This is a genomic window from Clostridioides sp. ES-S-0010-02, assembly GCA_020641055.1.
GTDB lineage: Bacteria > Bacillota > Clostridia > Peptostreptococcales > Peptostreptococcaceae > Clostridioides.
Map to the genome: position 1 here is coordinate 4,138,336 of CP067345.1, position 25,668 is coordinate 4,164,003.

Sequence of the window (25,668 nt, forward strand, 5' to 3'; positions counted from 1 at the left end):
TTTAAATATTTTAAGATTACATCATTCCTGGCATACCGCCACCCATTCCTGGCATTCCTACATCTTCTTTTTCAGGAAGGTCAGCAACAGCAGCTTCAGTAGTTAAGAAAGTACTTGCTATTGATGCAGCATTTTGTAGAGCACTTCTACTAACTTTAGTTGGGTCAACTATACCAGCTTCTATCATATTTACATATTTTTCATTTAAAGCATCAAATCCAGTTTCTGCTTCAGCGTTAACAACATTTTGTACAATTACAGCACCTTCAAGACCAGCATTTATAGCTATTTGTCTTAATGGTTCTTCTAATGCTTTTTTAACTATTTGAGCACCTAGTTTAACTTCTCCAGTTAAACTCTCAACTAGTGTTCCTATTGCTGGTATAACACTAACAAAAGCAGTTCCTCCACCAGCTACTATTCCTTCTTCTACAGCAGCTCTAGTTGCATTAAGAGCATCTTCTATTCTTAATTTTCTTTCTTTTAACTCAACCTCTGTAGCAGCACCAACTTTTACAACAGCTACTCCACCAGCAAGCTTAGCTAATCTTTCCATTAATTTTTCTTTATCAAAATCTGAAGTAGTTTGCTCTACTTGATGTTTGATTTGATTTACTCTATCTTCTATAGCTTTTTTATCTCCAGAACCATCTACTATTGTAGTATTTTCTTTAGTTACTTTAACAGATGAAGCTCTACCTAACATAGATAAATCAGCTTCTTTTAAATCATATCCTAATTCTTCTGATATTACTTGACCACCTGTAAGTATAGCTATATCTTGAAGCATTTCTTTTCTTCTATCTCCAAATCCTGGAGCTTTAACTGCTACTACATCAAATGTTCCTCTTAATTTATTAACAACTAATGTAGATAATGCTTCACCTTCTACATCTTCAGCAATTATTAGTAGCTTTTTACCTTGTTGAACTATTTGTTCAAGAACTGGTAATAGCTCTTGTATGTTAGATATTTTTTTATCAGTAATTAATATATATGGGTCATTTAAAACTGCTTCCATCTTGTCTACATCTGTAACCATATATGCAGAAACAAATCCTCTGTCAAATTGCATACCTTCAACAGCATCCAATTCAGTATTCATAGTTTGAGATTCTTCAACAGTTATAACTCCATCTTTACCTACTATTTCCATAGCTTCTGCTATTAATTTTCCAACTTCTTCATCACCAGCAGATATAGAAGCAACTTGAGATATAGCTTCTTGTGTTTCTACTATTCTTGATTGATTTTTTAATTCTTCTACTGCTACTGTTACTGCTTTTTGTATTCCTTTTCTTAAAAGTATTGGGTTAGCACCTGCTGTTACATTTTTTAAACCTTCTCTGATTATAGCTTGTGCTAAAACTGTAGCAGTTGTAGTACCATCTCCAGCTACATCATTAGTTTTAGTTGCTACTTCTTTAACCAACTGAGCACCCATATTTTCAAATCTATCTTCTAATTCTATTTCTTTTGCTATAGTTACACCATCATTAGTTATAAGTGGAGAACCAAATTTTTTATCTAATATAACATTTCTTCCTTTAGGTCCTAATGTTACTTTTACTGTATCTGCTAATTTATTTACACCAGCTTCTAAAGCTCTTCTTGTTTCCTCTGAAAATTTAATTTCTTTAGCCATTTTAAACCCCTCCTAATAAATTTATTCTATATTTATTCAATAACAGCTAATACATCACTTTGTCTTAGTATTGTATACTCTTGTCCTTCTATTTTAACTTCTGTTCCAGAATATTTTTGGAATATAACCTTGTCTCCAACTGCTAATTCCATTTTTACTTCTTTTCCTTCAACTATCCCACCTGGTCCAACTTCTACAACTTCAGCTATTTGAGGTTGCTCTTTAGCTGCTCCTGGTAAAACTATTCCACTTGCAGTTTTTTCTTCTGCTTCCACTTTTTTAATTACTACTCTGTCAGCTAATGGTCTTATTTTCATTATTCACGCCTCCTAAAATATTAAGTATAGACTAGTTTGCCTATGTTTTTAGTTATTTTTAAATTAATACTACTTTTATATGTAGATTTATATATATACTTTTTATTTATTATCACTCTATCTACTAGAGTGCTAACAATTATTATAATATACCAATCACACATAATTTTCAATACCTTTTTTAATAATTTTTTATAATATTGGTGAAAACAATCTGGCTACAGATTCTTTAATTTTTTGTACAATATTTCTGTTCTTAAATACCTCTAAATTAAGTTCTTCACAATGACTTAAATCTTCATAGAAATCATCTGTCATTACTTTAATAACATCTTCATCATAGATAAAAGCATTTACTTCAAAATTAAGCATGAAACTTCTTAGGTCCATATTTGCTGTACCTGCAGAAGCAATTTTATCATCTATTATTACGACTTTGGAATGTATAAATCCTTTTTTATACAAATAAACTTTACCACCTGCTCTTAATATTTCTTCAAAATATGAATAAGATGCTATATTAACTATTTTGTGGTCTGCAATTTTAGGAAATATTATTCTTACATCTACACCACTAAGCGCAGCACTTTTTATAGCTTTCAGCAGACTCTCATCTGGAATAAAATATGGAGTCTCTATATAAACACTTTGTTTAGCTTGACATATAGCAGAAAAATAAGCATAATGAATGTCTTCCCAATCACTATCTGGTCCACTAGCTACAACTTGTATCATACTCTCACCTATATTTCCGACACTTGGAAAGTAATTTTTAGTAACTAAAACCTCTTTTGTTGTATAGTACCAATCAATCAAAAATGTCATTTGAAGCATATATACAGAAATTCCTTTAATTCTAATATGAGTATCTCTCCAATACCCAAACTTCTCATTTTTTCCTAAATATTCATCTCCTATATTTATTCCACCTGTATATCCAATTATTCCATCAATAACAACAATTTTTCTATGATTCCTATAGTTTAACTTTCCTCCTATTATAGGGAATTTTGTAGGTAAAAAAGCTGCTATTTCTATACCTACTTCTCTCATTTCTCGGAAAAATTTTCTATTAAACCAAAATCTCCAACACCCTACATCATCATATAAAATTCTTATTTTAATACCTTCCTTAGCTTTTTTTATAAGCTCTTCTTTTAACACCCTACCTATTTCACTGTCTTTGATTATAAAGTACTCTAAATGAATATGGTCTTTAGCTTCTCTTATATCTTCTATAAGTCTCTTGAATTTTTCATTTCCATCTACAAAAACATCTACTTTATTGTTCTTAGTAAATGGAAACATCCCAGTCTTTAGTAGCATACTTATGACTCTTTTTCTATAGCTACCATCTTCCTCATCTCTTAAAAGCTTATTTTGCCTTATAGATTCTTTTTCTAGTTCAACAATTTCTGTTATCTTTTCTAATGTATCAAAAAGTTTCTTTTCTTTTATATTATTAGCTAGTTTTTGAGTTTTAAATAATTTTCGTTTTCTAATATTTCTACCCGAAATAGCATATATAATTAACCCTATCCCAGGAAATATGATAAACATCAATAACCAAGACATGGTTTTTGCAGGATCTCTATTTTCAAGTAATATAATTACAGAAATTATGGCTCCAGCTAGATATGATATAATTAAATAGAACAGAAATATTGTGCCTATCACTCCCATAATTCCTTCCCCCTTAAGTCTATTTTCCTATACCCAACTCTCTTGCATAGTAAAATAGATATTGTTGTGCAAACCCAGACATTTCTCCAAATTTATCAATCCCATAAGTTCTCATTTTAGGTAAACTCATATCTTCATTTATGTAGAACTCTTGCATAACTCTCTTAACCCACACATCAACTGGAAAAGAATCATATTTTTGCATACCAAATAACGCAATACAATCACATACCTTTGGACCTACTCCATTAAATTTTAAAAGCTCTTTTCTACAATCATCTGTACTTAAATTTACATATTCAGATACCTTATAATTATTTTCTATAACTGCCTGTGTAGTACTCTTTATGTACTTGTCTCTAAAACCTGTTTGACATGCTCTTATTTCCTCTTGTGAGGCTTTATTTAACTCTTCTGGTGTTGGAAATGCATAGTATTCTTTACCTTCATACTCACCTATGTATTTACCAAAACTTTTTGATAAGTTTTCTATAGCTCTTTGTATCATAGGAATTCTATTATTAGAAGAAATTATGAATGATATAAGCATTTCCCATCCATCTTGTCTCAAAATTCTTATTCCCCATCCAAATTCAGTAGCTTTATTTAAATATTCATCCATACTTTTTAGATTGTTTTTTATTTCTGTATAATCAGTCCCTAAATCAAAGTAATTATACCAAATGCTATTAAACTCCTCTAAATTTGTATTATTTAAATATACTTTATCATCTTCTTTTTTTACATTTAATATTCTACCTTTTGCAACTCCTGTGTATGAGCCATCTTCTTGCTTATGCCATCTAAAACATTGACCACACTCAAATATATGTTTTGGATCAAAATCTGTTACTCCTTCTAGTATAACTACATTATTCTTTTCATAAACATTCATATAAAAAATCTCCTTAATATTTATATTTTTATTTTATTTATCTACTTAAATACTTAACTGTGATATGTGCATTTTTCTTATTTTAACACAAAGATAAGTAATTTCAAAATTTATAATGTTATTATTATGTAAAATAATATTTTACTTTAAATTTTCACTATAAATAAAAAATGAACTCCAATAAGCTTATACCCATCTACACTTATTAGAATTCATTTTTTATTTATATTATCAGTTATTAATAACATATTATTTTGATTAAGTAAATTGATATTATAATCAATACTTCTATTCTATATAAATATTTTTATCAAAACTATCGCTGATATAACTTGTATTATTCCTACAAATAGACCATATAAAGAAACTGCTTTACCTTGTCTTACTAAGTCTTTTACATTAACTTTTAATCCAATTGCTGCTAGTGCTATTATTTCAAATTTATTACTTATTTCTTTGCACAATACAGATACTTCTTTTGGTATAATATTAATTGAAAAAAGTGCACAAGTTATGAAAAAACCAATTACATACCATGGTATATTTATTTTTTTCTTTTTTATTTCATCTTTTTCTTCTTCAATAATTTCACTGTTAGACTTATTTTTCAAATGTCCAAATACTAAAACAACTACAACTAAGAATATTACTCTAACTATTTTGAAAATAGTTGCTAAATCCTTTACATTTTCCCCAACTATAGCTCCACTTGCCACAACTTGACCAATTGATTGTAATGTTCCACCTATCATTGCTGATGTTTTTACAAGCTCATGACTATATAAGAATTGAGATATTATTGGAAGTAAAAACATAAGAAATATACCAGTAACATTGACAATAGTTATTGCTATTCCTTTTTCTTTGTCTGTAGCATTAACTACTGGAACTGTTGCTGCTATAGCAGAAGAACCACATACTGCATTCCCACTTGCCATAAGAAATCTAAAGTTTTCACCAAAACCTAGCTTTTTACCTATATAAAGTGCTGATACTATTGTTATTGTCATTTGTAATATTATAAACAATATACCTGAAATTTTTAAATCTATTAGAGTAGATATACTAAGGGTTGCTCCTAATAATACTATTGAATATGATAGCAAATCTGTTTCTGAAAATTTATAGCCCCTTTGAAAGACTTTCTGATTTAAAAATAAATTTCCTACAAACATACCTAAAAATATAGAAATTGATGCTGCTCCTACTTTAGGTATTAATGTTGAAATAAATATACTAATATAACCTACTAATACAGATACAACCAACCCAGGTAATATTTCTTTTATATTCTTTAATGTAAAACTGCTTTTATTCTTTAACATAATATACCTACCTTCTAATTAATATAGTTTTCTTTACAATAATAGTATATAATTGTAATAACCATAAGTAAAATAAATATATAATATCGTAATGATTAATAATTTTAATGATTAATGTATATATTACAATTATCTGTAAGTAACTGATAAAAAATACAAAATTTTTATTATGCAAAGGAGATGTAAAAAATTGTTTGAAGAATTAAAAACATTTGTTGCTGTTGTTGAATATAAAAACTTCACCAAAGCTGGTGAATACCTAAATTTATCACAACCAAGTGTAAGTAAACATATTAAAAACTTAGAAAATTACTTTAAGGTTGTACTTATAAATAGATCTATTAAACAGAAAACTATTTTTATTACAGAAAGTGGACAAATATTATATAAAAGAGCCAAGGAAATACTAAATCTTTTAAGTGTTACATATCACGATGTAAATCAGGTTTCAGATGCTATAACTGGGCGTTTAAAGATTGGCGCAAGTTTAACTATTGGAGAATATATTCTTCCTAATTTTCTTGCACTATTTTCTCAAAAGTATCCTGATATAGATGTAGAAATTTTCATAGAAAATACATCCATTGTATCTTCTCATGTTAAGGATTATATTTTAGATATTGGACTTATTGAAGGGACTTGTTCTTCTCCCTCATTTATGCAAGAATATTTTTTTGAAGATAAGATGGTTTTAGCACTTCCGTATAATAGCCCTTTATTAAAAGATTTTAGTTTTGATAAGCTTCAAAATCAAAAATGGATAGTTAGAGAAGATGGTTCTGGAACTAGAGATTATTTAGATATGTTTTTAAGCATTAAGGAAATTATTCCAAAAAGTATGATGGTCTTTGGAAGTAATTATGCTGTCAAAGAATCAGTTAGAAATAATTTAGGAATTACAATAGTATCTAATCTCGTAACAAGCTTACCTGTTTTAAACAACGAACTGTCTGTCATAGAACTTGGAAGCAACTATAACAGACATTTTTCATATATCTTTCCAAAAGATATAACTTTATCAAAAGCAGCAAGTATTTTCATTGAAGAGTTAAAAGTATTTAGTAATTTAAATAGCATAAAAGATTAATATAATTTAAAGCTAACAATAAATTATAAGTTTTTTGAGAATGTTTATAGATTTGTGTAAATATATTTTTTCTTACTCAATATTACTGGAAATTTCTAATTCCAGTAATATTTTTATTCTCAAAATATTAAGTAAGTAATTATTTATAAATTTTTTGTTTCTTTCCTATTCATATTTAATTATTGTTTAAATAAACTTTTCATAAAGAACTGGATAGTATTTTCAATCATGTAACATTATTCAATAACTATATTTTTTAATGTTTCCATTATGTTTTTTTTATATAATCCACCATGACTAAAAACTATTTCCTCTATATCATAGTTACTTAATTTTTTAATAGCTTTTATCAATTCTTGCTTATCACTATGCATTACATCAACTGGTCTAAGTTTACCATCTCTTATATCTAATAAATCTCCAGCAATAAGTACTTTAGATTTTTTTAAATAAAGACATATATGACCCCTAGTATGACCTCCTGTGTGTATAACCTCTACTTCTTCACTTAAATTTAAAACTTCATGATTGTTTAAAGATACATCTACTGTAGTATATGATGACTTAAATCCAAATTTCATAGCATTTAACATATCAAGCATTTTATCATTAAGACTATCTATTTCTTGTTCTAACATGCAAAGTTTAAATGGGGTTTCTTCCCCTGTTATATAGTTGACTTCACTTTTGTATGCATATACCTTTATATCATTTTTAGATTTTTCTCTTAAATATTTTATATTTCCTATATGGTCTATATCATGGTGAGTTATTACTATATTTTTTAATTTATTAAAACTTGTATTACTATTATTAAGAGCATCAATTATTAAATCTCCTTGACCAGGAAGTCCAGTATCAACAAGAGTTACCTCATCTTCTGTATAGATTACTGGAATATATATAACTTTATCTTTGCCTAATATACTTGATGGAATTTCTAAAATATCTAATCCTTTTTTTAAATTCATAATATTTCTCCTTATAAGTATTGAGCTAGAGGTAAATTTAATCAAAAAAATTAAAAAACATAGATTGTCCTCTAGTTACATTATATTTATAAAAAACTATTAAAACCTAGTATATCACTGAAATAGAGAGATTACTCGACTTGATTTTTTTGTTATTTTATGATATAGTATTTAATATAAAAATAAGTAATCCCAATAGTTGTAGCTATTAAAAATATTTTTTAATTCGCATTTGATATATTATAAGATGGATAGTTCTAAAATTAAATTAACATTGAATTTCAAACCACTCTTAGTCATATTTGGGTGTTTTTTATTTTAGATAAAAGATAATTTTTATTTTAGACATCAAATATGTTGTTGGGAATCCTAACATCTGACAGAACCCTACTCCAAAAGCAATAGGTTTAGAACCAATGATTTTCCAACCTGGAAGCACCTTCATCATAATGAATATATCAATAATAGAAACTGCAAACATACCTACAATTGGTACAAAAAGACTGATTAAACCTGTCAAAGAAACTTTTGCTAAAGAAGGAATAACAGCTGCGAACACAACCATGTTGATAAAACCTTTGATTTTTACTTTTGCTTCATGATACTCTACTAAAAGACAGTTTGCTTCCATTTTTATCAATTATGTCTACTAAAAAAGCTGTAGATAAATTTGTTTTGCACAGATTTACTTACAGCCTCAATTTTTTCTAAAAATTTTCTAAAATCTACTTTCAATTACTTTTATCATATAAAAAAAAGTCTGATTTATAGGAGTTGGTATGTTATACTTTCTTCCAAGCTCACAAATATTCTTAGAGAACATATCTACTTCTGTAAGTCTATGAGCCTCTACATCCTGAAGCATTGATGTTCTACCTTCTCTTGAATGTTCTAGTATTCTATGTAATGAATTTTCTACATCATCTTCCGTAAGGCATATACCTTTTACTTGAGCTATATCAACCACTTCTCTCATTGCAGATTTTGCTAACTCTCTTAGATATTCAGAATCTTGAAATACTCCATAAGAAGCGCCAAGTATAGCTGAAGTTTGATTCACCCCAATATTAACCATGTATTTCCACCACATGTCTCGTTGAATATTTTTTGATAATACATATTCTATATTTACACTATCAAAAACTTCAGTTATTATATCTGTTTTTCTATCTTCACTATTATCTTTATTTCCAAATACAATTATTCCATCTGTAGTATGTATAATATTATTTTCTATTTTTTTTGCATCTATATTTGTTACATATGAATATACCATTTTTTCAATTCCAAATCTTTCTCCTATTATCTCTTCACTATTAACTCCATTTAGTAAAGACATTAGTACTGTATCTTTTCCAACTAATCCATCTAACTCTTCTATATTTTCTTTTAGGTTATTATATTTTAAACCTATAATTATAAAATCAGCTTCTTGTTTATATTCATCTTTAGTTATATAATCGAAGTCATATCTTTTTCCATTTATTATAAAACCCTCTTCTAAATATCTTTTTTTTCTTTTTTGGTCACAAAGAATTTTAAAATCATATTTAGAATTTAAAAATTGTTCTGCAAAGGTAGCTCCAACAGCACCAACACCAAAAAATACAACCTTTTTTTGATTTTTCTTTAATTGATTACTCATACCGAAACCCTCCCCAATATATATAATAATTTTTTATCTTATAATTATATTGTACTGCTACCAGCTACTGTTTTGTAAATATATTTTTAACAAAAAACAGCTAGCTTTTTAAATGAAAGCTAGCTGTTTATTATATCTTATTTATATATTTAAATTGATATTTATTTAGTAAAAAAATTTGTATTTACTAAAATAATGTTAAATTTAATTAATTGGTTATTACATTCCTAATTCTTTAAATTCTCTACTTCCAGGTTTAACAACTGGTAATTTTCCTTCTTTACATAAAGGACATTCATCAGCTTCATAAACTTGAATATCAAGTTTTATTGCACTATATATAGGCATACCTATGTCATGATTAGTTCTATCAGCTATACAAGCGACACCTATAACTTCGCCACCTAACGCTTCTAATACTCTTTTTGTTTCCATAGTTGACTTACCAGTAGTAACAACATCTTCAGCAATTATTATCTTTGCACCTTTTTTAACTTCAAATCCTCTTCTTAACTCCATTGTATTATCTTTTCTCTCAGTGAATATAGCTTCTTTTCCTAATTGTCTTCCTAGCTCATAAGAAACTACTACTCCACCCATAGCTGGACCAACTACTAAGTCTATATCTAAATCTTTTATTTGTTCAACAACTGTATTTAATACCTCAGCTGCATACTCTGGAAATCTTAATAGCTTTGCACATTGCACATATCTGTTACTGTGCTTTCCTGAAGATAATAAAAAATGTCCTTCTAATAATGCATCACTTTTCTTTAATATATCTACTACATCTACTTTACTCATATTATTTTTTCCTCCATGTTAAATATTATAAAATTATATTTATTTTAATTTATATTCTTTGCTTTAATTGTACTTATTTGTCATACCTGTAACCTATATAATTCCTCTTATTTCTTCTAAATTCTTTATTCCTTCTCTATCCATAAATTCATTGATTCCATCTATTATCTCAAGCCCAATTTTAGGATTCATGAAATTTGCAGTTCCAACTTGAATACAAGTAGCTCCTGCCATTATAAATTCTATCGCATCTGTAGCTTTAGTTATTCCACCCATTCCCATTACTGGTATATTTACATTTTTACAAACTTCATGTACCATTCTAAGAGCTATAGGCTTTATAGCTGGTCCAGATAATCCAGCATATACATTTTCAAATACTGGCTTTCTATTTTTTATATCAATTGCCATTGCTTTAAAAGTATTAACTAAAGATACTCCATCAGCACCTTCTTCTTCACAAACTTTTGCCATACCCACAATATCTTCAGCATTAGGTGATAATTTTATTACTAGAGGTAGTTTAGTTGCGTTTCTTACCTCACGAACAACTTCTCTTGCCACTTCATTTTTTATACCAAAAGCCATTCCTCCTGCTTTGACATTTGGACAAGATATGTTCAATTCAATAATATCTATAGGTTTATCATTTAACAGCTTAACCCCAAGTAGATAATCTTCTAATGTTCCACCTCCAACATTAGCAATTCTAACTAAATCTAACTCACTGAAGAAAGGAAGTTCACTGTCTATAAATCCTTGAACTCCAGGATTTTCAAGTCCAACACTGTTCATCATACCTGATGGCGTCTCATGAACTCTCATACCATTGTTACCAGGTTTTTTATTTAAAGTAAGACCTTTACTACTTATACCACCAAGTTTTTGTATATCATAAATTTCATTATATTCTCTTCCAAATCCAAAAGTCCCAGACGCCATTATTACTGGATTTTTAAAATCAATATTTCCAAATTTTACGTTTAAATTAGCCATTAAAAATCACGTCCTCTCCCCAAAATACTGGACCGTCTTTGCAAGTTTTTTTATTTCCTTTAGTAGTCTTACATGTACATACTAAACACGCTCCTACTCCACATGCCATATGATTTTCAAGTGACACCATAATCCTTGTTTTAGTACCTTCTACCATTTTAACCAATTTTTCCATCATTGGAGTTGGCCCACATGTTAATATATAGTCATATTTTTCTACATCAATTATGTCTGTTACAAACTTATTTCCTACTGTTGTATATACCTCATTGCAAACTTCTCTATATTCATTTTCTAATATAACATCTTCTCTAAATCCAAGATAAGCATCGCAGTCTTTTATGTTTTTAGCAACTAAATATAATGGTGCTATACCGATTCCACCACCTACTAGAGCTACTTTTCCATCAACTTTACTATATCCATTTCCATAAGGACCCTCTAGTTTTATAGTATCGTTTACTTTTAAATTACTAATAATTTGAGTTCCTTCTCCTACTACTTTATAAAGAAAAGTTATACCTTCTTCATCTATATCATGTATACTTATAGGTCTTGAAAGGACTGGATAAGTATCCCATGCTCTTAGCATATAAAATTGCCCCATCTTACCTTCAAAAGCGCCTTTTACTTTCATTCTATACATATCTTCACCTATGTATATATTTTCTAGAATTTTATACATCCCAAAATCTCCTTTACTTCACTATTATATAATGTAACTACTAACCTTCATTTACACCTAGAAGCTTTATTATTAATGCCATTCTAACGAACATTCCATATTTAGCTTGCTTAAAATAAACAGCTCTATCATCTGTATCTACATCAACATCTATTTCATTTACTCTTGGTAGTGGATGCATTACTAACATACTTTCAGATGCTTTTTCTAATTTAGCTTTATTTAAAATATAATAGTTTTTTAGTCTTTCGTATTCTGATTTATCTTCAAATCTTTCTTGTTGAATTCTAGTCATATATAAAACATCCAAACTTCCTATAACATCATCTAAATTATTAGTTTCATAGTAAGCATGTCCCTTTATAGCTTCTTTTATATAGTCTGGCATTTTTAGTTCTTCAGGTGCTATAAATACAAACTTAGTATTTTTGTATCTCGCCATAGCCTTAACTAAAGAATGTACAGTTCTTCCATATTTTAAATCACCACATAATCCTATTGTGTGATTTTCTAAAGTTCCTTTTAATGATTTTATAGTAAGTAAATCTGTAAGTGTTTGGGTTGGATGCTGATTTCCGCCATCTCCTGCATTTATAAATGGTACTTCTGTAAATTTTGATGCTTCTGTAGCTGCACCTGATTGAGGGTGTCTCATAGCTATTATATCAACATAACTAGATACTATCCTCATCGTATCACCTAAAGTTTCACCCTTTGATGCAGATGATGAATTTGGCTCTGAAAAACCTACGACACGACCTCCTAGTCTGTTCATAGCAGATTCAAAACTTAATCTTGTTCTTGTTGATGGTTCATAAAATAATGTAGCTAATAGTTTACCTTCACATATATGAGAATATTTTGACGGATTGTCAATTATTTTTTGAGCTAATTCTAATATTTCATCTATTTCTTCTATAGAAAAGTCTTCTGGTTGGATTAAATTTCTTGATTTTAACATCTTTCGTCCTCCTTTTTTAGCCTCTCTGAACTAAAATTAAAAGTATTTTTGTACTGTTAGTAGCTTATCACCTTTACCTTATCCTGTCAAGGTATTGCGCAAATAATCATTATCTGGAAAGAATACTATTTAATAGTAATATTAATATAAGTCCACATCAAAATTTAAGATAATACAAAAACACTCTATATTGCATTTAACATATAATCATTTTATATTTCCTGATTAAATTAAATATAATATAGAGCATTTGTATTTATGTATTTATCAATTTGTTATAGTACAAATCGATTATAAGATTCTTTTTGCTGTAACAAATCTCGCTGTATAGTATGCTGAATTTATACTAGTTACACGGACTGTTTTTCCTGTTGATGGTGAATGTATCATATTACCTCCACCTACATATATACCAACATGACTAACAGAACCAGAACCATTAGTTGTAAAGAATACTAAGTCTCCTGGCTGTAAATTTGCCTTACTTACAGTTTGTCCATAATTAGATTGTGCCTTAGATGTTCTTGGTATCTTCTTTCCTACTGCATTTCTGTATACATATTGTGTGAATCCTGAACAGTCAAAAGTATTTGGCCCTTCTGCTCCCCAAACATATGGGCAACCTTGCTTAGAATAAGCCAAATTAAGTACAGCTTGAACTGCATTAGAGTTAGCTGTTGGCACATTTGAATTATTATTTTGTTGATTATTATTTGTGTTGTTTTGTTGAGTGTTATTTGTGTTTGTAGAATCTCCATTTTGAGTAACATTTTGGTCTACTTGCGGTTCTTCTATTACTGGAGCTTTATCAGTTACATAAGATGATTTTACATATCCTTCTGTTTCTCCATCTTTAACTTTCAACCAATCTCCATTTTCCTCTAAAACCAATAAAGAGCTTCCTTTTTCTAGCTCTCCAATTACTTCTGAATTTTCACTTTTATCTTTTCTTAAGTTTACTTTATCAGCGTTAGTATATCCTACCCCTTCAGATATATCTACATATCTAGTAGCTAACCAACCTTCGCCATCTTCAACTTTAACTTTAACCCATTCTCCTTGAATTCCTAGAACTGTAAATTCGTCTCCAGAATAAGCTATATTTTGAACTTGACCTTCTTCTCTTATCTTTATAGCTACTCCATCTTTTATTCTTGCAACTTTATATTTTACTTCTTTATATTCGCCTAAATTTAATTCAGTATTTGTTTTATCATCTTTATTTTGAGATGAATCATTTATTTCATCTGCATTTACAATTGAACTTACTGATAATGCCATAACTGATGCAAATACTGGTATTAATATCTTTTTCTTCACGATAAACCTCCTAAAATTTTCCCATAATTATCTTATGATTCTATTTTGTAGGTGAAGAGTACCTAAGGATAAAATACTAATACACAATACATTAATAAAAGCTCTATCTGTAACTTTTTTGTAAACCTCTTTATATAACTTTTATAGTATCATTATATTAATAAATAATAATTAATTAGTTTATCCAATATGTCACCTAAATATACATTATTTACTTCATTATATAATATGAGTTTGTAAAAGTAAAGAATTTTGTACCTTTTGAAGCTAAAGTACGCATAAATATTGTTTTATGTGTTTTTTTGTGCGTTTTTATGCATCGTATATTTTTTAATAAAACTTCTATAAAGTTAGAAATATAGTGAATTTTTTAACTTATTCTAAGTAAAAAGTCACCTTTATAAAAGTGACTTTTAGATTATAATTTTTTTAAATTTGATTATGGTTCTACTAGTATATCATAAAATTCTACAACAATCTCCATTCTGTCAGAATCTTTAGGAGTTAATCCTATACTTTCACAGTTTTCTTTATGTTCTCTTCTCATACTTTCAGGAGCATCTGCATATGTAAATGGTATGGTTGAAACTGTCATAGAAAAAATGTTTCCTGTAACTTTTACATCTTTAGGCAATATATTCAAATCAATGATACTAGTTAAGCTAATCTTTAAAAAAGTAATAGAAGATAATAAGCATAAAATTAATGCTATTAAAATACCATTTTTATATTTTTCATTAAACATATTCATTACTCTTTTTCTAATATCAGATTGTTTATGTAATCCAGCCACAAATTTATTTGAAGTATTTGAACCTCTTCTCATTGCATTTATAATTGTTAAAGCATAGTCTTGTTTTTCTTCTTCACTACGGTTCTTTAAAACTCTCTCATCACAATAAAGTTCACAGTCTAAATCTATATGTTTATCCATTATATATACAAATGGATTAAACCAATATACTATTTTCAAAAATATCATTACATACTTTAGACAAAGGTCTTTACTCTTAAAATGCATAAGCTCATGCCTAAAAATCCAGTCGAGTTCTTTTAAATTATAGTCATGTGGTGGTAAAAGTACACATGAATCAAAAAATGCTGGTGTTTCAACTTCATAAGAATATTTTAATTTTATATCTTTTGTTATATCAAATTCTTTTAATATATCTTTATAAAGATTTATTATTTCTTTATCCTCAACATCATAGGATAAATCATTTATTAAATTTTTAAGTTTTATGTATTTAAATATAGTATAAATTAAATATATTACTACAGTTATAAGCCAAGTATATAATAAAATATTATTCTTTAAATTTGAAATATTATTAAAGCCTTCTAAATTTATATTATTAATATTGATATTTTCTTTGTTTCTCAAGATGTTTATTGTAAATGTATAGTATGTAAAAGGTAACAACAACTTAATAACTATTATCATCCATATGTAATAATTAAATTTTTTACTAAATCTTTTGAATACATTTTTCTTAAAAATCAATATCAGAAAAATACTTAAGCTACTTACTATAGTAGTTCTAAAAATCCCATTTAGAATTAAGTTAGTCATTAATTCTCACCCATCTTATTTTTTAATATTTTATATTTAAGTTTAATTATTTGTTAAATTTTTCATAAAATGTTTTTAAATTTTCAATTTAAATGTTTATTTAATAAAATTATTTTAATATTTATATACATTTAATAGCATATTAAATATATATTATTTCTTGTTTTTATTAGATATTCTTTACTCTTTAATATATCTATTTCTTATTGTTTTGAATTATCATAAGTTATAATAATAAATAATCTTTGTTTAATTATAACTTAGCAAGAATTAGCTCACAATTTTCATTAGTTAATTAAAATAATTATCTATAAATTTTATTTTTAATATTTTATCATAATATTATAAATAACAGTTGAAAAATGTCTTAAATAATTTTGATTCATCTAATTTTTAATGCTTGTACACAATACAATTTTTTTATACCTTGGATAATTATATTTTATTATTTGATATGGATAAATTCCTATACCCATATCATAATTGAGTATCTATAAGAAGGTTTAATTGATGACTCTAGACAATTTAACTATTGCATTAATACATCATTATATTGTATGGGAGTATCTATAATATCAGAATCTTTAGGAATCATGCCCAATGCTTCACAATTTTTTTTATATCTTTCTCTAACTTTTTCAGGAGCATCTGCATATGTAAATGGTAAAGTTAAAACTACTGTACTACCAATAATTTGTGTTTCTTCCATATTTTTAGGTAATACATTTAAATTAACAATACTGGTTGAACTAATTTTCAGAAAAGTAATAGAAGATAATAAGCATAAAGTTAATGCCATTAGAATACCATTTTTATATTTTTCATTAAACATATTCATTACTCTTTTTCTAATATCAGATTGTTTATGTAATCCAGCCACAAATTTATTTGAAATGTTTGAACCTCTTCTCATTGCATTTATAATTGTTAGAGCATAATCTTGTTTTTCTTCTTCACTACGATTCTTTAAAACTCTTTCATCACAATAAAGTTCACAATCTAAATCTATATGTTTGTCCATTATATATACAAATGGATTAAACCAATATACTATTTTCAAAAATATCATTACATACTTTAGACAAAGGTCTTTACTCCTGAAATGCATAAGTTCATGCCTAAAAATCCAATCAAGTTCTTTTAGCTTATAGTCATGTGGTGGTAAAAGTACACATGAATCAAAAAATGCTGGTGTTTCAACTTCATAAGAATATTTTAATTTTATATCTTTTGTTATATTAAATTCTTTTAATATATCTTTATAAAGATTTATTACTTCTTCATCCTCAACATCATAGGATAAATCATTTATTAAGTTTTTAAGTTTTATGTATTTAAAGATATTATAAATTAAATATATTACTACAGTTATAAGCCAAGCATACAATAAAATGCTATTCTTTAAAGTTGAAATATTATTGAATCCCTCTAAATTAATATTATTAATATTGATATTTTCTTTGCTTCTCAAGATGTTTATTGTAAAGGTATAGTATGTAAAAGGCAACAACAGCTTAATAACAACTATCATCCATATGTAATAATTAAATTTTTTACTAAATCTTTTAAATACATTTTTCTTGAAAATCAATATCAGAAGAATACTTAAACTACTTACTATAACAGTTCTAAAAATCCCATTTAGAATTGAATTAACCATATATCTTCACCTAACTTATTTATTAGTATTTTGTATTTGAATTTAATTATCTCTCTAACTTCTTTCTATGACATTTTATGTAATAATAAATGTCCATCTTACTTCAATGTGTATTGATTCTATATAAACATGGAGATTTAACTAAAGTTAAACTAGTTTTTGATTTCCTTTACAAAACCTCTTTTATTTAAATCATATTTATTTTAGAAATATATTTATTTTTATTTAATATTTTTTCAATTAAGTTTATAAAACTATTTTTATTTAATTATAGCTTATTCATAATTAGCACGTCAATTGACAAGAATTAGTTTAAGTCATAAATATAGACTCTATCTAAAACCCATTAATATTACATTATAAATGTTTTGAAAGTAAATAATTTTAATTGCATCAACTTTAGTTTATTGCTTCTAATTATATTTAATTTTTTTCATAAGTTACATTAATATGTTCTACAAAATAAAAAATGACCCAAATCACTTTGAGTCATATAACTTTTAAGGACTGTACATAGTACAGCCCTTTTTATATATTAAATAATTATATCCTATTATTTATTAAGAGTAAATTCTAGTACCATCCTCTTAATTTCATAGCTTCAGCAACTCTCTTAATTGAATGCATATAAGCAGCTTCTCTCATTGTAACATTGTACTCTTCTTTGATTTTCCAAATAGATTCAAATGCTTTAACCATAGCTACTTCTTCTTTTTGCTCTACTTCTTCTTCTGACCAGTAGTATCCATATAAGTTTTGTACCCACTCGAAGTAAGAAACTGTAACTCCACCAGCATTAGTTAATATGTCTGGAGTAAGAACTATTCCTCTTTCAGCAAATACTTCATCAGCCTCTGGAGTAGTTGGTCCATTAGCAGCTTCACAAACTAATTTAGCTTTTATAGATTCAGCAACTTCTTTAGTTATAGAGTTTTCTAATGCAGCTGGGATTACTATATCAACATCTGAAGCCCAGAACTCTTCTAAAGATATTCTCTTAGCTCCTGGGAAGTTTAATAAGTTACCATGCTCTTTCATATGATCTAACATAGCTTGACCATCTAACCCATTTTCATTGTATATAGCATAAGAACCTTCTGATTTACACCATTCAGCCATAGCTACGACAGTACCACCAAGTTTTTCACAGTTAAGAACTGTGTAAGAACCAACGTTTCCTATACCTTGAACAGCTAATTTAGCTTTTTTCATATCTATTCCTAATTTAGCAGCAGCTTCTCTTGCAGTTACAGCAACACCAAATCCAGTAGCAGCTGTTCTTCCTAAAGAACCACCAAATTCAACTGGTTTACCAGTTAAAACACCTATAGCACTTTGTCCAGTTAATTTATTATATTCATCAACCATCCAAGACATTATTTGTCCATTAGTGTTTACGTCTGGTGCAGGAACGTCAACTTTTTCACCTATTAATTTATATATTCCATCTATGTATCCTCTACTTAATCTTTCTAATTCACCTTGAGATAAAGTTGATGGATCTACTATTATTCCACCTTTACCTCCACCATATGGTATACCTGTTACAGAACATTTGAAAGTCATCCATATAGATAAAGCTTTTACTTCGTCTCTTGAAACATTTGGATGGAATCTTATTCCACCTTTTGTTGGCCCTACTGCATCATTATGTTGTGATCTAAATCCTTTAAAAGTTTTTATAGAACCGTCATCCATTTTTACTGGAATTGAAACCTCAATAACTCTCATAGGTTCTTTTAATAATTCATAAACTGCTGGTTCCATACCTAATTTATCACATGCATTTTTTACTTGAGATTGCGCCATCTCGAAGACATTTACATCTTTTCCTGACATTTGAAAGCCCCCTTATAAATACGTTATAATTATGTATACTCCATTTAGAAAAACCATTTCCTAAATTTACAGTTTAATTATAGCACACTTTATTGCAAATTAGTATATCATTTTTTCAGTTTATTTTTTAACATGGGAGGAAGTTTATTTTTTTAATTTTATGAATGTTAATATCTATTTTTTGTACATTAACTAAAGTCATTCTCTCAATAGACTTTTTTATTATCTGTTGCATACTTTCAATTTTTTTTATAATTTCTAAATCATTGATATTTATACTTACAAAAATATTCATAAAATTATTGCAATTCTCTATATTGATTTTATTTATTCTATCAATGCTTCCAAAGTTGTACACTTCATATTCAATTATTTGTTTAATTACATCTGCATCAATATAAACTTTGCCAATATAACTAAAAGTAGGTCTTATAATTGTCTTTTCTAAAACGACCATATTTATATTATTTCCTTTTCTAAAAAGCCTTTTTAATGGATTTATACTAAGACCACTTGTCATATTTTTTATTTCAACTGCTGGAACAGGAATTACATGATTTCCTTCTTTTCTAGATTGTTTTGCTATTTCTATTTCATATTTAGTACTTATATCTTGAATATTTATAAATTTATAAACTTTTCCGATTGATAATCTATCTACAATCTGATTAATCATTTTTTTTGAAGTTCCTATAACAAGAATCTTATTTATATTTTCCTTCTCTATTACCTCTCTAACCTTCTGCCGATGTTCTAAATTATAAAAAATAGCTCTTTTAACTGCCTCAACAGTAGTCTTTGCTTGTTTTGCTGATATACCTGCTAAAACTTTATTTCTATATATTAAAATACCATCATCAATTATATAATCTATGTCATTTTCATATGCAAACTCTAGTGCCTTATAACTTTTTCCTGTACCACTTGACCCAACTAAAGCATATACTTCCATTTGATATCTCCTTTATTAAATAGTTTCAGACTAATTGCTTCAAAACTTTATTATTAATTAAAGTTATTATATCACTACTAATTGAATATTATATCCAATACTAAAATTTATAAAATAAATAAAATACTAAAAGATAAGATTCCTTTATAAAGTAAAAAGTTGATTCAACGAAAAATCAACAAAAAAAATTTTACTTTTTAAAAAAAAGGAATATAATATACTTTAAAGCAAGGAAAACTTACTGGATTTACATTAAAAGGAGCTGGTAATATGAACATTACAAAAAATTTTTTAAAAGACTATTTAGAAAAATTTAATGAAACACCATTTCTAGTTAGGCTTAAAGATGGGGAAGAATTTCTAGTTGGAGATAGCTCTCCTCAATTTAAAGTTATTGTAAATAATGATATTAGCAAATCTGAATTATTAAAAAGTACATCTTTAGCACTTGGAGAGGCCTATATAAATAGAGACATTGAAATTGAAGGAGATTTATTTTTAACCTTAAACCTACTTCTAAAACAAATAGACAAATTTAGTATTGATAACTCAGCTGTAAAACATTTGCTACATTCATCTAATTCGATGAGACATCAAAAGAAGGAAATACACGCTCATTATGACATTGGAAATGATTTTTATAGTTTATGGCTAGACAAAACACTTAGTTATTCTTGTGCATATTTTAAATATGATAATGATAATCTTTACGAGGCTCAGGTTAATAAAGTTCATCACATATTAACTAAACTAAATTTAGAAGAAGGTATGAGTCTTCTTGATATTGGTTGTGGATGGGGATTTCTATTAATAGAAGCTGCAAAAAAATATAAAATTCATGGTGTGGGAATTACACTTAGCGAAGAACAATTTAAAGAGTTTAATACTAGAATTAAAGAAGAGAATCTTCAAGATTACCTTGAAGTAAAACTTATGGACTATCGAGAACTTAAAGAATCAAACCTTACATTTGATAGAGTTGTTAGCGTTGGTATGCTTGAACATGTTGGCAGAGAAAACTATGAACTTTTTATTAAAAATGTAAATGCTGTCCTAAAAGATAGTGGATTATTTTTGCTTCACTATATAAGTGGCTTAAAAGAATCTTATGGAGACCCTTGGATAAAAAAATATATTTTCCCAGGTGGAGTTATCCCTAGCTTAAGAGAAATGATACATATTTGTAGCGATTATAACTATCATACTATAGATGTTGAAAGTTTAAGATTACATTATGTAAAAACTTTATTATCTTGGCATGAAAATTTCTATGATAATCTTCCTAAGATTAAAGAAATGTTTGATGATAAATTTATAAGAATGTGGGATTTATATCTTTGTTCTTGTGCTGCTGCTTTTAATACTGGCATTATAGATATACATCAAATACTTTTCACTAAAGGCATAAAAAATGATTTACCTCTAACTAGAGATTACATGTATTCTTGTTCAAAATAGATATTTTTATAAATTAATCAAATTTTGAACTTAATTATAAAAATAGAGCTATCTTTAAGTAAAGATTTTTATAAAGTAAAAATTCTCTATATTAAAATAGCTCTATTTATTATATTCTTATAAGCTTCTATTCAGCTATGTATTATACACTATAACAAAACTCTCCATTTTCTTTTATGTTAAAGAAGTCTGCATAACACACATCAAATATCCTATTTTCTAAATCAGATATTTCAACCTTATTTTTTATCAAATAAGTTAATACACCTACATATGAAATATCTCCTTGTATAACTGCTCCATAGATTATATTATCTTTAAAAATAAACTTTTTATAACAATCATTTCCATGTCTAGTTAATACTTTATAACTATCATCTACAGGTGTATTCATGCCTATAGAAATGGTTGGTATATCCATAAAATTCATACTATTTTTAAAAGCAAATTCATCTTCTACCTTTTTATCTTTTCCAACCATATTGTGTGCAGCTATAATTCCTTGTTTTACAGCTATAGGCCAGATAGCATTTTTACCTACAACATCCCCTGCTGCATAGATATCTTTTTGCGTTGTTTGGCATCTATCATCTATTATTATGCCTCTATCATATTCTATTCCTGTTTCATCTAAAAAGTCAGCATTAGGTTTCACTCCTGTAGCTACGATTACCATGTCTGCATCAAGAATTTCTCCATTTGAAAATGCAACGCCTTTAACATCTTTACTATCATCTAAAACAATTTCTTGTATTGATGCACTTGGATAAAATTTTACGCCTTTTTCTTTAAATTTATTTTCGTATACTGATGCTGTATATTCATCTAATTGTCTATCTAGAATATATTTTTCCATAAAGGCCACTGAAATATCCAGCTGTTCATATTTAAATAGACCAATTAAAGCATCTATTCCAACTAATCCTGCCCCTATTATAACAACTTTCTTTGATTTTTCTGCCTTCTCTTTTATTTTATAAATATCATCTATGTTTCTTACAGAGTATACAAAATTTCCTTCTCTTAAATTCTTTATAGGAGGAATAGCAGAAGATGCACCTGTAGCTATTAAAAGCTTATCATAATTTACAGCGATGTCTTCCATTTGAACTAGTTTTTTATCTGTATCTATTCCTTTAACCGTTTTACCTGAAATCCAGTTTATGTTGTTTTTCTCCATAAAGTCTTCATCAACAAAGTTTATTTGCTTTAAAGTTCTGTGTTCAGATATAACATGATGTAGCATACATCTTGAGTATATATTTTCATCTTTAGAAATTACCACTATATTAGAATCTTTATCTAATTCTCTCAATGTTTTTGCTGCATTTATACCAGCAGCACTAGCCCCTAACACTACATAATTCATCATTTTCCTCCTTCTGTAATTCAATTGCACCACTTGGACAATTAGCTACACATCTAGGATATTCTTCATCTTTACATAAATCACATTTAAGTATGTTTTGCTTGCTTCTATCATCTGGTTTTAATAATCCATATGGACAAGACATTACACACATATAACATGAACCACATTTTTCTTCATCATATGAAACGATTCCACTCTGACTATCTTTATGCATTGCACCACTCATACATGCTAAAGCACATTCTGGCTCATCACAGTGTCTGCAAAGAATTGGAACTGGATTATTATGTTTGCTATCTAGTTCTATATGCCCTCTACTATCATTATCTACATTTTCTAAATCAAGAGTATACATGTTATAATCTTTATTATGCTTTAACATACAAGCTAATACACAACTTTTACAGCCTGTACATAAATCTTTATTTATAAAAATTCTATGCATTACATTCCACATCCTTTAACCCTAAATTTTTTCTTCTGTCTATTATTATTTGTTCTAATTGATCAGCTGAAGATTTAGGATCTGGATTCACTATAACATGTCCTCCTGTTAAGTCTTTTAATTTTTCTGTTAATACCTCTGTTACTAACTTTCCTCCTGTTATAAATGGAGGTAATGCTAAATGAAGAGGTAAACCAAGAGCAAGTCCAAAAGCTCCATCAGCTAATGCTTGTTCTTCCAACCATTGTGGAGCTGAAAGCACTAATGGTAATTGTGGTAAATCTATTCCAAGCTCAGCCGCTAACTCTGTTGCTACTATTTCAAGTCTACCTATAGCTAAACATGGCCCGAAATTTAATACTGGTGGTATTCCTAAAGTCTTACATACTTCTTTTAAGTTTTCCCCTGCTAATTCTTCTGCTCCAGGTGACATAAGACCAACATTTTCTAATCCTCCAGTAGAACATCCTGCTGAAAGTACTATAATATCTTTTTTAATTAACTCCTTAGTCAATTCAACAGTATTTATATCATGACCTCCTGCTGTCATATTTGAACATCCTACAACAGCTGCAACCCCTTTAATTTTTCCTTCTGCAATTAAATTAATAAGAGGTTTCCATGAATCTCCTAAAAATGCTTTTAAATTCTTTTCACTTACACCAGTTAAAGACTGCTCAAATCCATGGTCTTTTGGTATATCTATTTCAACACTTCCTCTTCTCTCCTTATAAGATTCTAGTGATTTTTGTATTAATGAATTACTAAGTTCATCTAAATTACTTCTATCTAATTCTATATATTCTGCATTTGCTTTTTTAGCAACATCATCTAAGCAAACCATTTTTACTTTATACTTATCTGCTATTGGCTCAAGTCCAGGTATAGTACAGTTAAATTCAGAAAGAACTATATCTATTGCTCCAGTTGATAAAACAGCTTCACTTGTAAAGTTATTACCCGCATGACCAGCAAATACTTCTTGATAATGTTCTCCTCTTAATTGTAAGTCTTGACCAACACATGTACATCCTACTAACTTAAATCCTTTTGCCCCAACAGATTGAGCTAACTTTATAACATCTTCATCTTTTAATCTATCTTGGAAATTTGCAAATGTTGAATGTTGATGACCTGTTATCATTATATTTATGTAGTCTGGATCTATTACATTAAATCCTACAGGAGCCATTCTTATAACTGGTTCTCCTAACATAACATCATTTAAAAGATTCGTTAGAGTAAGACCATATAACCCTGTTGATATTCCTAAATTTAAACAGTTAACTAACATGTCTACTGGGTCACTGTTTAAGTTTGTTGATGATTTTACTATTGCATCAAATACTTCTGATTTTGCACCACCAGGCATTATGCCTAACTCTTTCCATTTTTTTACTCTAGGTGCATAAGCTATTTTTTCTACTAATTCCATCTTGTCATCTCTTGATTTATATAAATCATTTATAACTTTATCAGCTACTTTTATACATTTATCGTATTTTTCATCACTTTCTATTCCAAACATCTCTGCTAATTGATTTAATGTTTTTTCTCCCTTAATAACACCTTTAGTTATTCCAACATTTTTTAAATTCTTAGCTGTATTTTCTACCACATGTAAATAACAAGCTGCTCCTGATGCTACTGCTCTTAAAAAGTTTCTTGCTACTATAGTATCTGCATCTGCTCCACATACACCTCTTGGTGATTTTGGAGTTACTCTACATGGTCCATTTGAACAGAGTCTACAACAGACTCCTTGAAGTCCAAAACCACATTTAACCTTTTGATCTTCTGTTCTATGAAATGCTGTTTCAACATCCTTTGAAGCTACAAAACTTTCTAATTTCTTGTCCGCACTTTCGCACATTTTACAAGTGTTACAAGCCATTACAAATTCCCCCTTATATTTTTATATTAAAAAAGTAGATTTGATAGTATTATAGCAATTGACTATAATTTAACTATTAAAATCTACTTATTTAATACCACGTTTTCCCAACTTTAAAACAAAATATAAATTATTAAAATA

21 protein-coding genes and 1 pseudogene are annotated in these 25,668 nt (G+C 27.8%); 2 read left to right on the top strand and 20 right to left on the bottom strand.

Going from position 1 to position 25,668, the window contains the following annotated elements:
* Positions 1–16 precede the first annotated feature (16 nt).
* From groL to JJC01_19405, 5 genes are all read right to left on the bottom strand, one after another.
* Positions 17–1,645, bottom strand: coding sequence for a chaperonin GroEL (groL, locus tag JJC01_19385; protein ID UDN58285.1), 1,629 nt, complete (start codon positions 1,643–1,645; stop codon positions 17–19).
* A gap of 32 nt (positions 1,646–1,677) precedes the next feature.
* Positions 1,678–1,962, bottom strand: a complete 285-nt coding sequence (locus tag JJC01_19390; GenBank protein ID UDN58286.1) for a co-chaperone GroES — start codon at positions 1,960–1,962, stop codon at positions 1,678–1,680.
* 192 nt (positions 1,963–2,154) lie between these two features.
* Positions 2,155–3,645 (bottom strand): cardiolipin synthase, encoded by a 1,491-nt coding sequence (gene cls, locus JJC01_19395; protein UDN58287.1) that lies wholly within the window; start codon positions 3,643–3,645, stop codon positions 2,155–2,157.
* Positions 3,646–3,664: 19 nt separating this feature from the next.
* Complete coding sequence (locus JJC01_19400; protein UDN58288.1) at positions 3,665–4,540, bottom strand: 8-oxoguanine DNA glycosylase; 876 nt, start codon at positions 4,538–4,540, stop codon at positions 3,665–3,667.
* Positions 4,541–4,833: 293 nt separating this feature from the next.
* On the bottom strand, positions 4,834–5,865 hold the full coding sequence (locus JJC01_19405) for a putative sulfate exporter family transporter (GenBank protein UDN58289.1): 1,032 nt from the start codon (positions 5,863–5,865) through the stop codon (positions 4,834–4,836).
* A gap of 190 nt (positions 5,866–6,055) precedes the next feature.
* On the opposite strand from JJC01_19405, the gene JJC01_19410 reads away from it, so the two are divergent.
* Positions 6,056–6,952: a LysR family transcriptional regulator gene (locus JJC01_19410; protein UDN58290.1), complete on the top strand. Its 897-nt coding sequence runs from the start codon at positions 6,056–6,058 to the stop codon at positions 6,950–6,952.
* A 236-nt stretch (positions 6,953–7,188) separates the two neighbouring features.
* On the opposite strand, the gene JJC01_19415 is transcribed toward JJC01_19410, so the two are convergent.
* The 12 genes and pseudogenes from JJC01_19415 to JJC01_19470 all read right to left on the bottom strand — a co-directional run bounded on the left by JJC01_19415 (position 7,189) and on the right by JJC01_19470 (position 20,358).
* The gene (locus tag JJC01_19415) at positions 7,189–7,923 is read right to left on the bottom strand and encodes an MBL fold metallo-hydrolase (GenBank protein ID UDN58291.1); all 735 of its coding nucleotides are present in this window, start codon (positions 7,921–7,923) and stop codon (positions 7,189–7,191) included.
* Positions 7,924–8,266: 343 nt separating this feature from the next.
* A pseudogene (locus JJC01_19420) lies at positions 8,267–8,509 on the bottom strand (permease).
* Between the two features lie 132 nt (positions 8,510–8,641).
* Entirely contained in the window at positions 8,642–9,568 is a 927-nt protein-coding gene (locus JJC01_19425) for a ketopantoate reductase family protein (protein ID UDN58292.1), read from the bottom strand.
* A 219-nt stretch (positions 9,569–9,787) separates the two neighbouring features.
* Entirely contained in the window at positions 9,788–10,372 is a 585-nt protein-coding gene (locus JJC01_19430) for an orotate phosphoribosyltransferase (GenBank protein ID UDN58293.1), read from the bottom strand.
* 93 nt (positions 10,373–10,465) lie between these two features.
* The gene (locus JJC01_19435; protein UDN58294.1) at positions 10,466–11,368 is read right to left on the bottom strand and encodes a dihydroorotate dehydrogenase; all 903 of its coding nucleotides are present in this window, start codon (positions 11,366–11,368) and stop codon (positions 10,466–10,468) included.
* Positions 11,361–12,053 (bottom strand): dihydroorotate dehydrogenase electron transfer subunit, encoded by a 693-nt coding sequence (locus tag JJC01_19440; protein ID UDN58295.1) that lies wholly within the window; start codon positions 12,051–12,053, stop codon positions 11,361–11,363. The genes JJC01_19435 and JJC01_19440 overlap by 8 nt, the downstream gene beginning before the upstream one ends.
* Positions 12,054–12,093: 40 nt before the next feature.
* The gene (pyrB, locus tag JJC01_19445; protein UDN58296.1) at positions 12,094–13,014 is read right to left on the bottom strand and encodes an aspartate carbamoyltransferase; all 921 of its coding nucleotides are present in this window, start codon (positions 13,012–13,014) and stop codon (positions 12,094–12,096) included.
* 291 nt (positions 13,015–13,305) lie between these two features.
* Entirely contained in the window at positions 13,306–14,334 is a 1,029-nt protein-coding gene (locus JJC01_19450; protein ID UDN58297.1) for a C40 family peptidase, read from the bottom strand.
* A gap of 439 nt (positions 14,335–14,773) precedes the next feature.
* Complete coding sequence (locus tag JJC01_19455) at positions 14,774–15,907, bottom strand: peptidase M56 (GenBank protein UDN58298.1); 1,134 nt, start codon at positions 15,905–15,907, stop codon at positions 14,774–14,776.
* Between the two features lie 529 nt (positions 15,908–16,436).
* Positions 16,437–17,567: a peptidase M56 gene (locus JJC01_19460; protein ID UDN58299.1), complete on the bottom strand. Its 1,131-nt coding sequence runs from the start codon at positions 17,565–17,567 to the stop codon at positions 16,437–16,439.
* A 573-nt stretch (positions 17,568–18,140) separates the two neighbouring features.
* Positions 18,141–19,406 (bottom strand): NAD-specific glutamate dehydrogenase, encoded by a 1,266-nt coding sequence (gene gluD / locus JJC01_19465; GenBank protein UDN58300.1) that lies wholly within the window; start codon positions 19,404–19,406, stop codon positions 18,141–18,143.
* A gap of 127 nt (positions 19,407–19,533) precedes the next feature.
* A complete protein-coding gene (locus JJC01_19470) occupies positions 19,534–20,358 on the bottom strand; it encodes an ATP-binding protein (GenBank protein UDN58301.1) in 825 nt (274 codons plus the stop codon).
* 270 nt (positions 20,359–20,628) lie between these two features.
* On the opposite strand from JJC01_19470, the gene JJC01_19475 reads away from it, so the two are divergent.
* Complete coding sequence (locus JJC01_19475; protein ID UDN58302.1) at positions 20,629–21,816, top strand: class I SAM-dependent methyltransferase; 1,188 nt, start codon at positions 20,629–20,631, stop codon at positions 21,814–21,816.
* Between the two features lie 142 nt (positions 21,817–21,958).
* Here the strand turns inward: JJC01_19475 and JJC01_19480 are convergent, their stop codons facing one another.
* Genes JJC01_19480 through cooS form a run of 3 tightly spaced genes read right to left on the bottom strand, consistent with a single transcriptional unit; the run spans position 21,959 to position 25,527 of the window.
* Positions 21,959–23,185, bottom strand: a complete 1,227-nt coding sequence (locus JJC01_19480; GenBank protein UDN58303.1) for an NAD(P)/FAD-dependent oxidoreductase — start codon at positions 23,183–23,185, stop codon at positions 21,959–21,961.
* Positions 23,160–23,633: a 4Fe-4S dicluster domain-containing protein gene (locus JJC01_19485; GenBank protein ID UDN58304.1), complete on the bottom strand. Its 474-nt coding sequence runs from the start codon at positions 23,631–23,633 to the stop codon at positions 23,160–23,162. Before JJC01_19485 ends, JJC01_19480 begins: the two co-directional genes overlap by 26 nt.
* Complete coding sequence (gene cooS, locus JJC01_19490) at positions 23,626–25,527, bottom strand: anaerobic carbon-monoxide dehydrogenase catalytic subunit (protein UDN58305.1); 1,902 nt, start codon at positions 25,525–25,527, stop codon at positions 23,626–23,628. The genes JJC01_19485 and cooS overlap by 8 nt, the downstream gene beginning before the upstream one ends.
* Between the last annotated feature and the right edge of the window lie 141 nt (positions 25,528–25,668).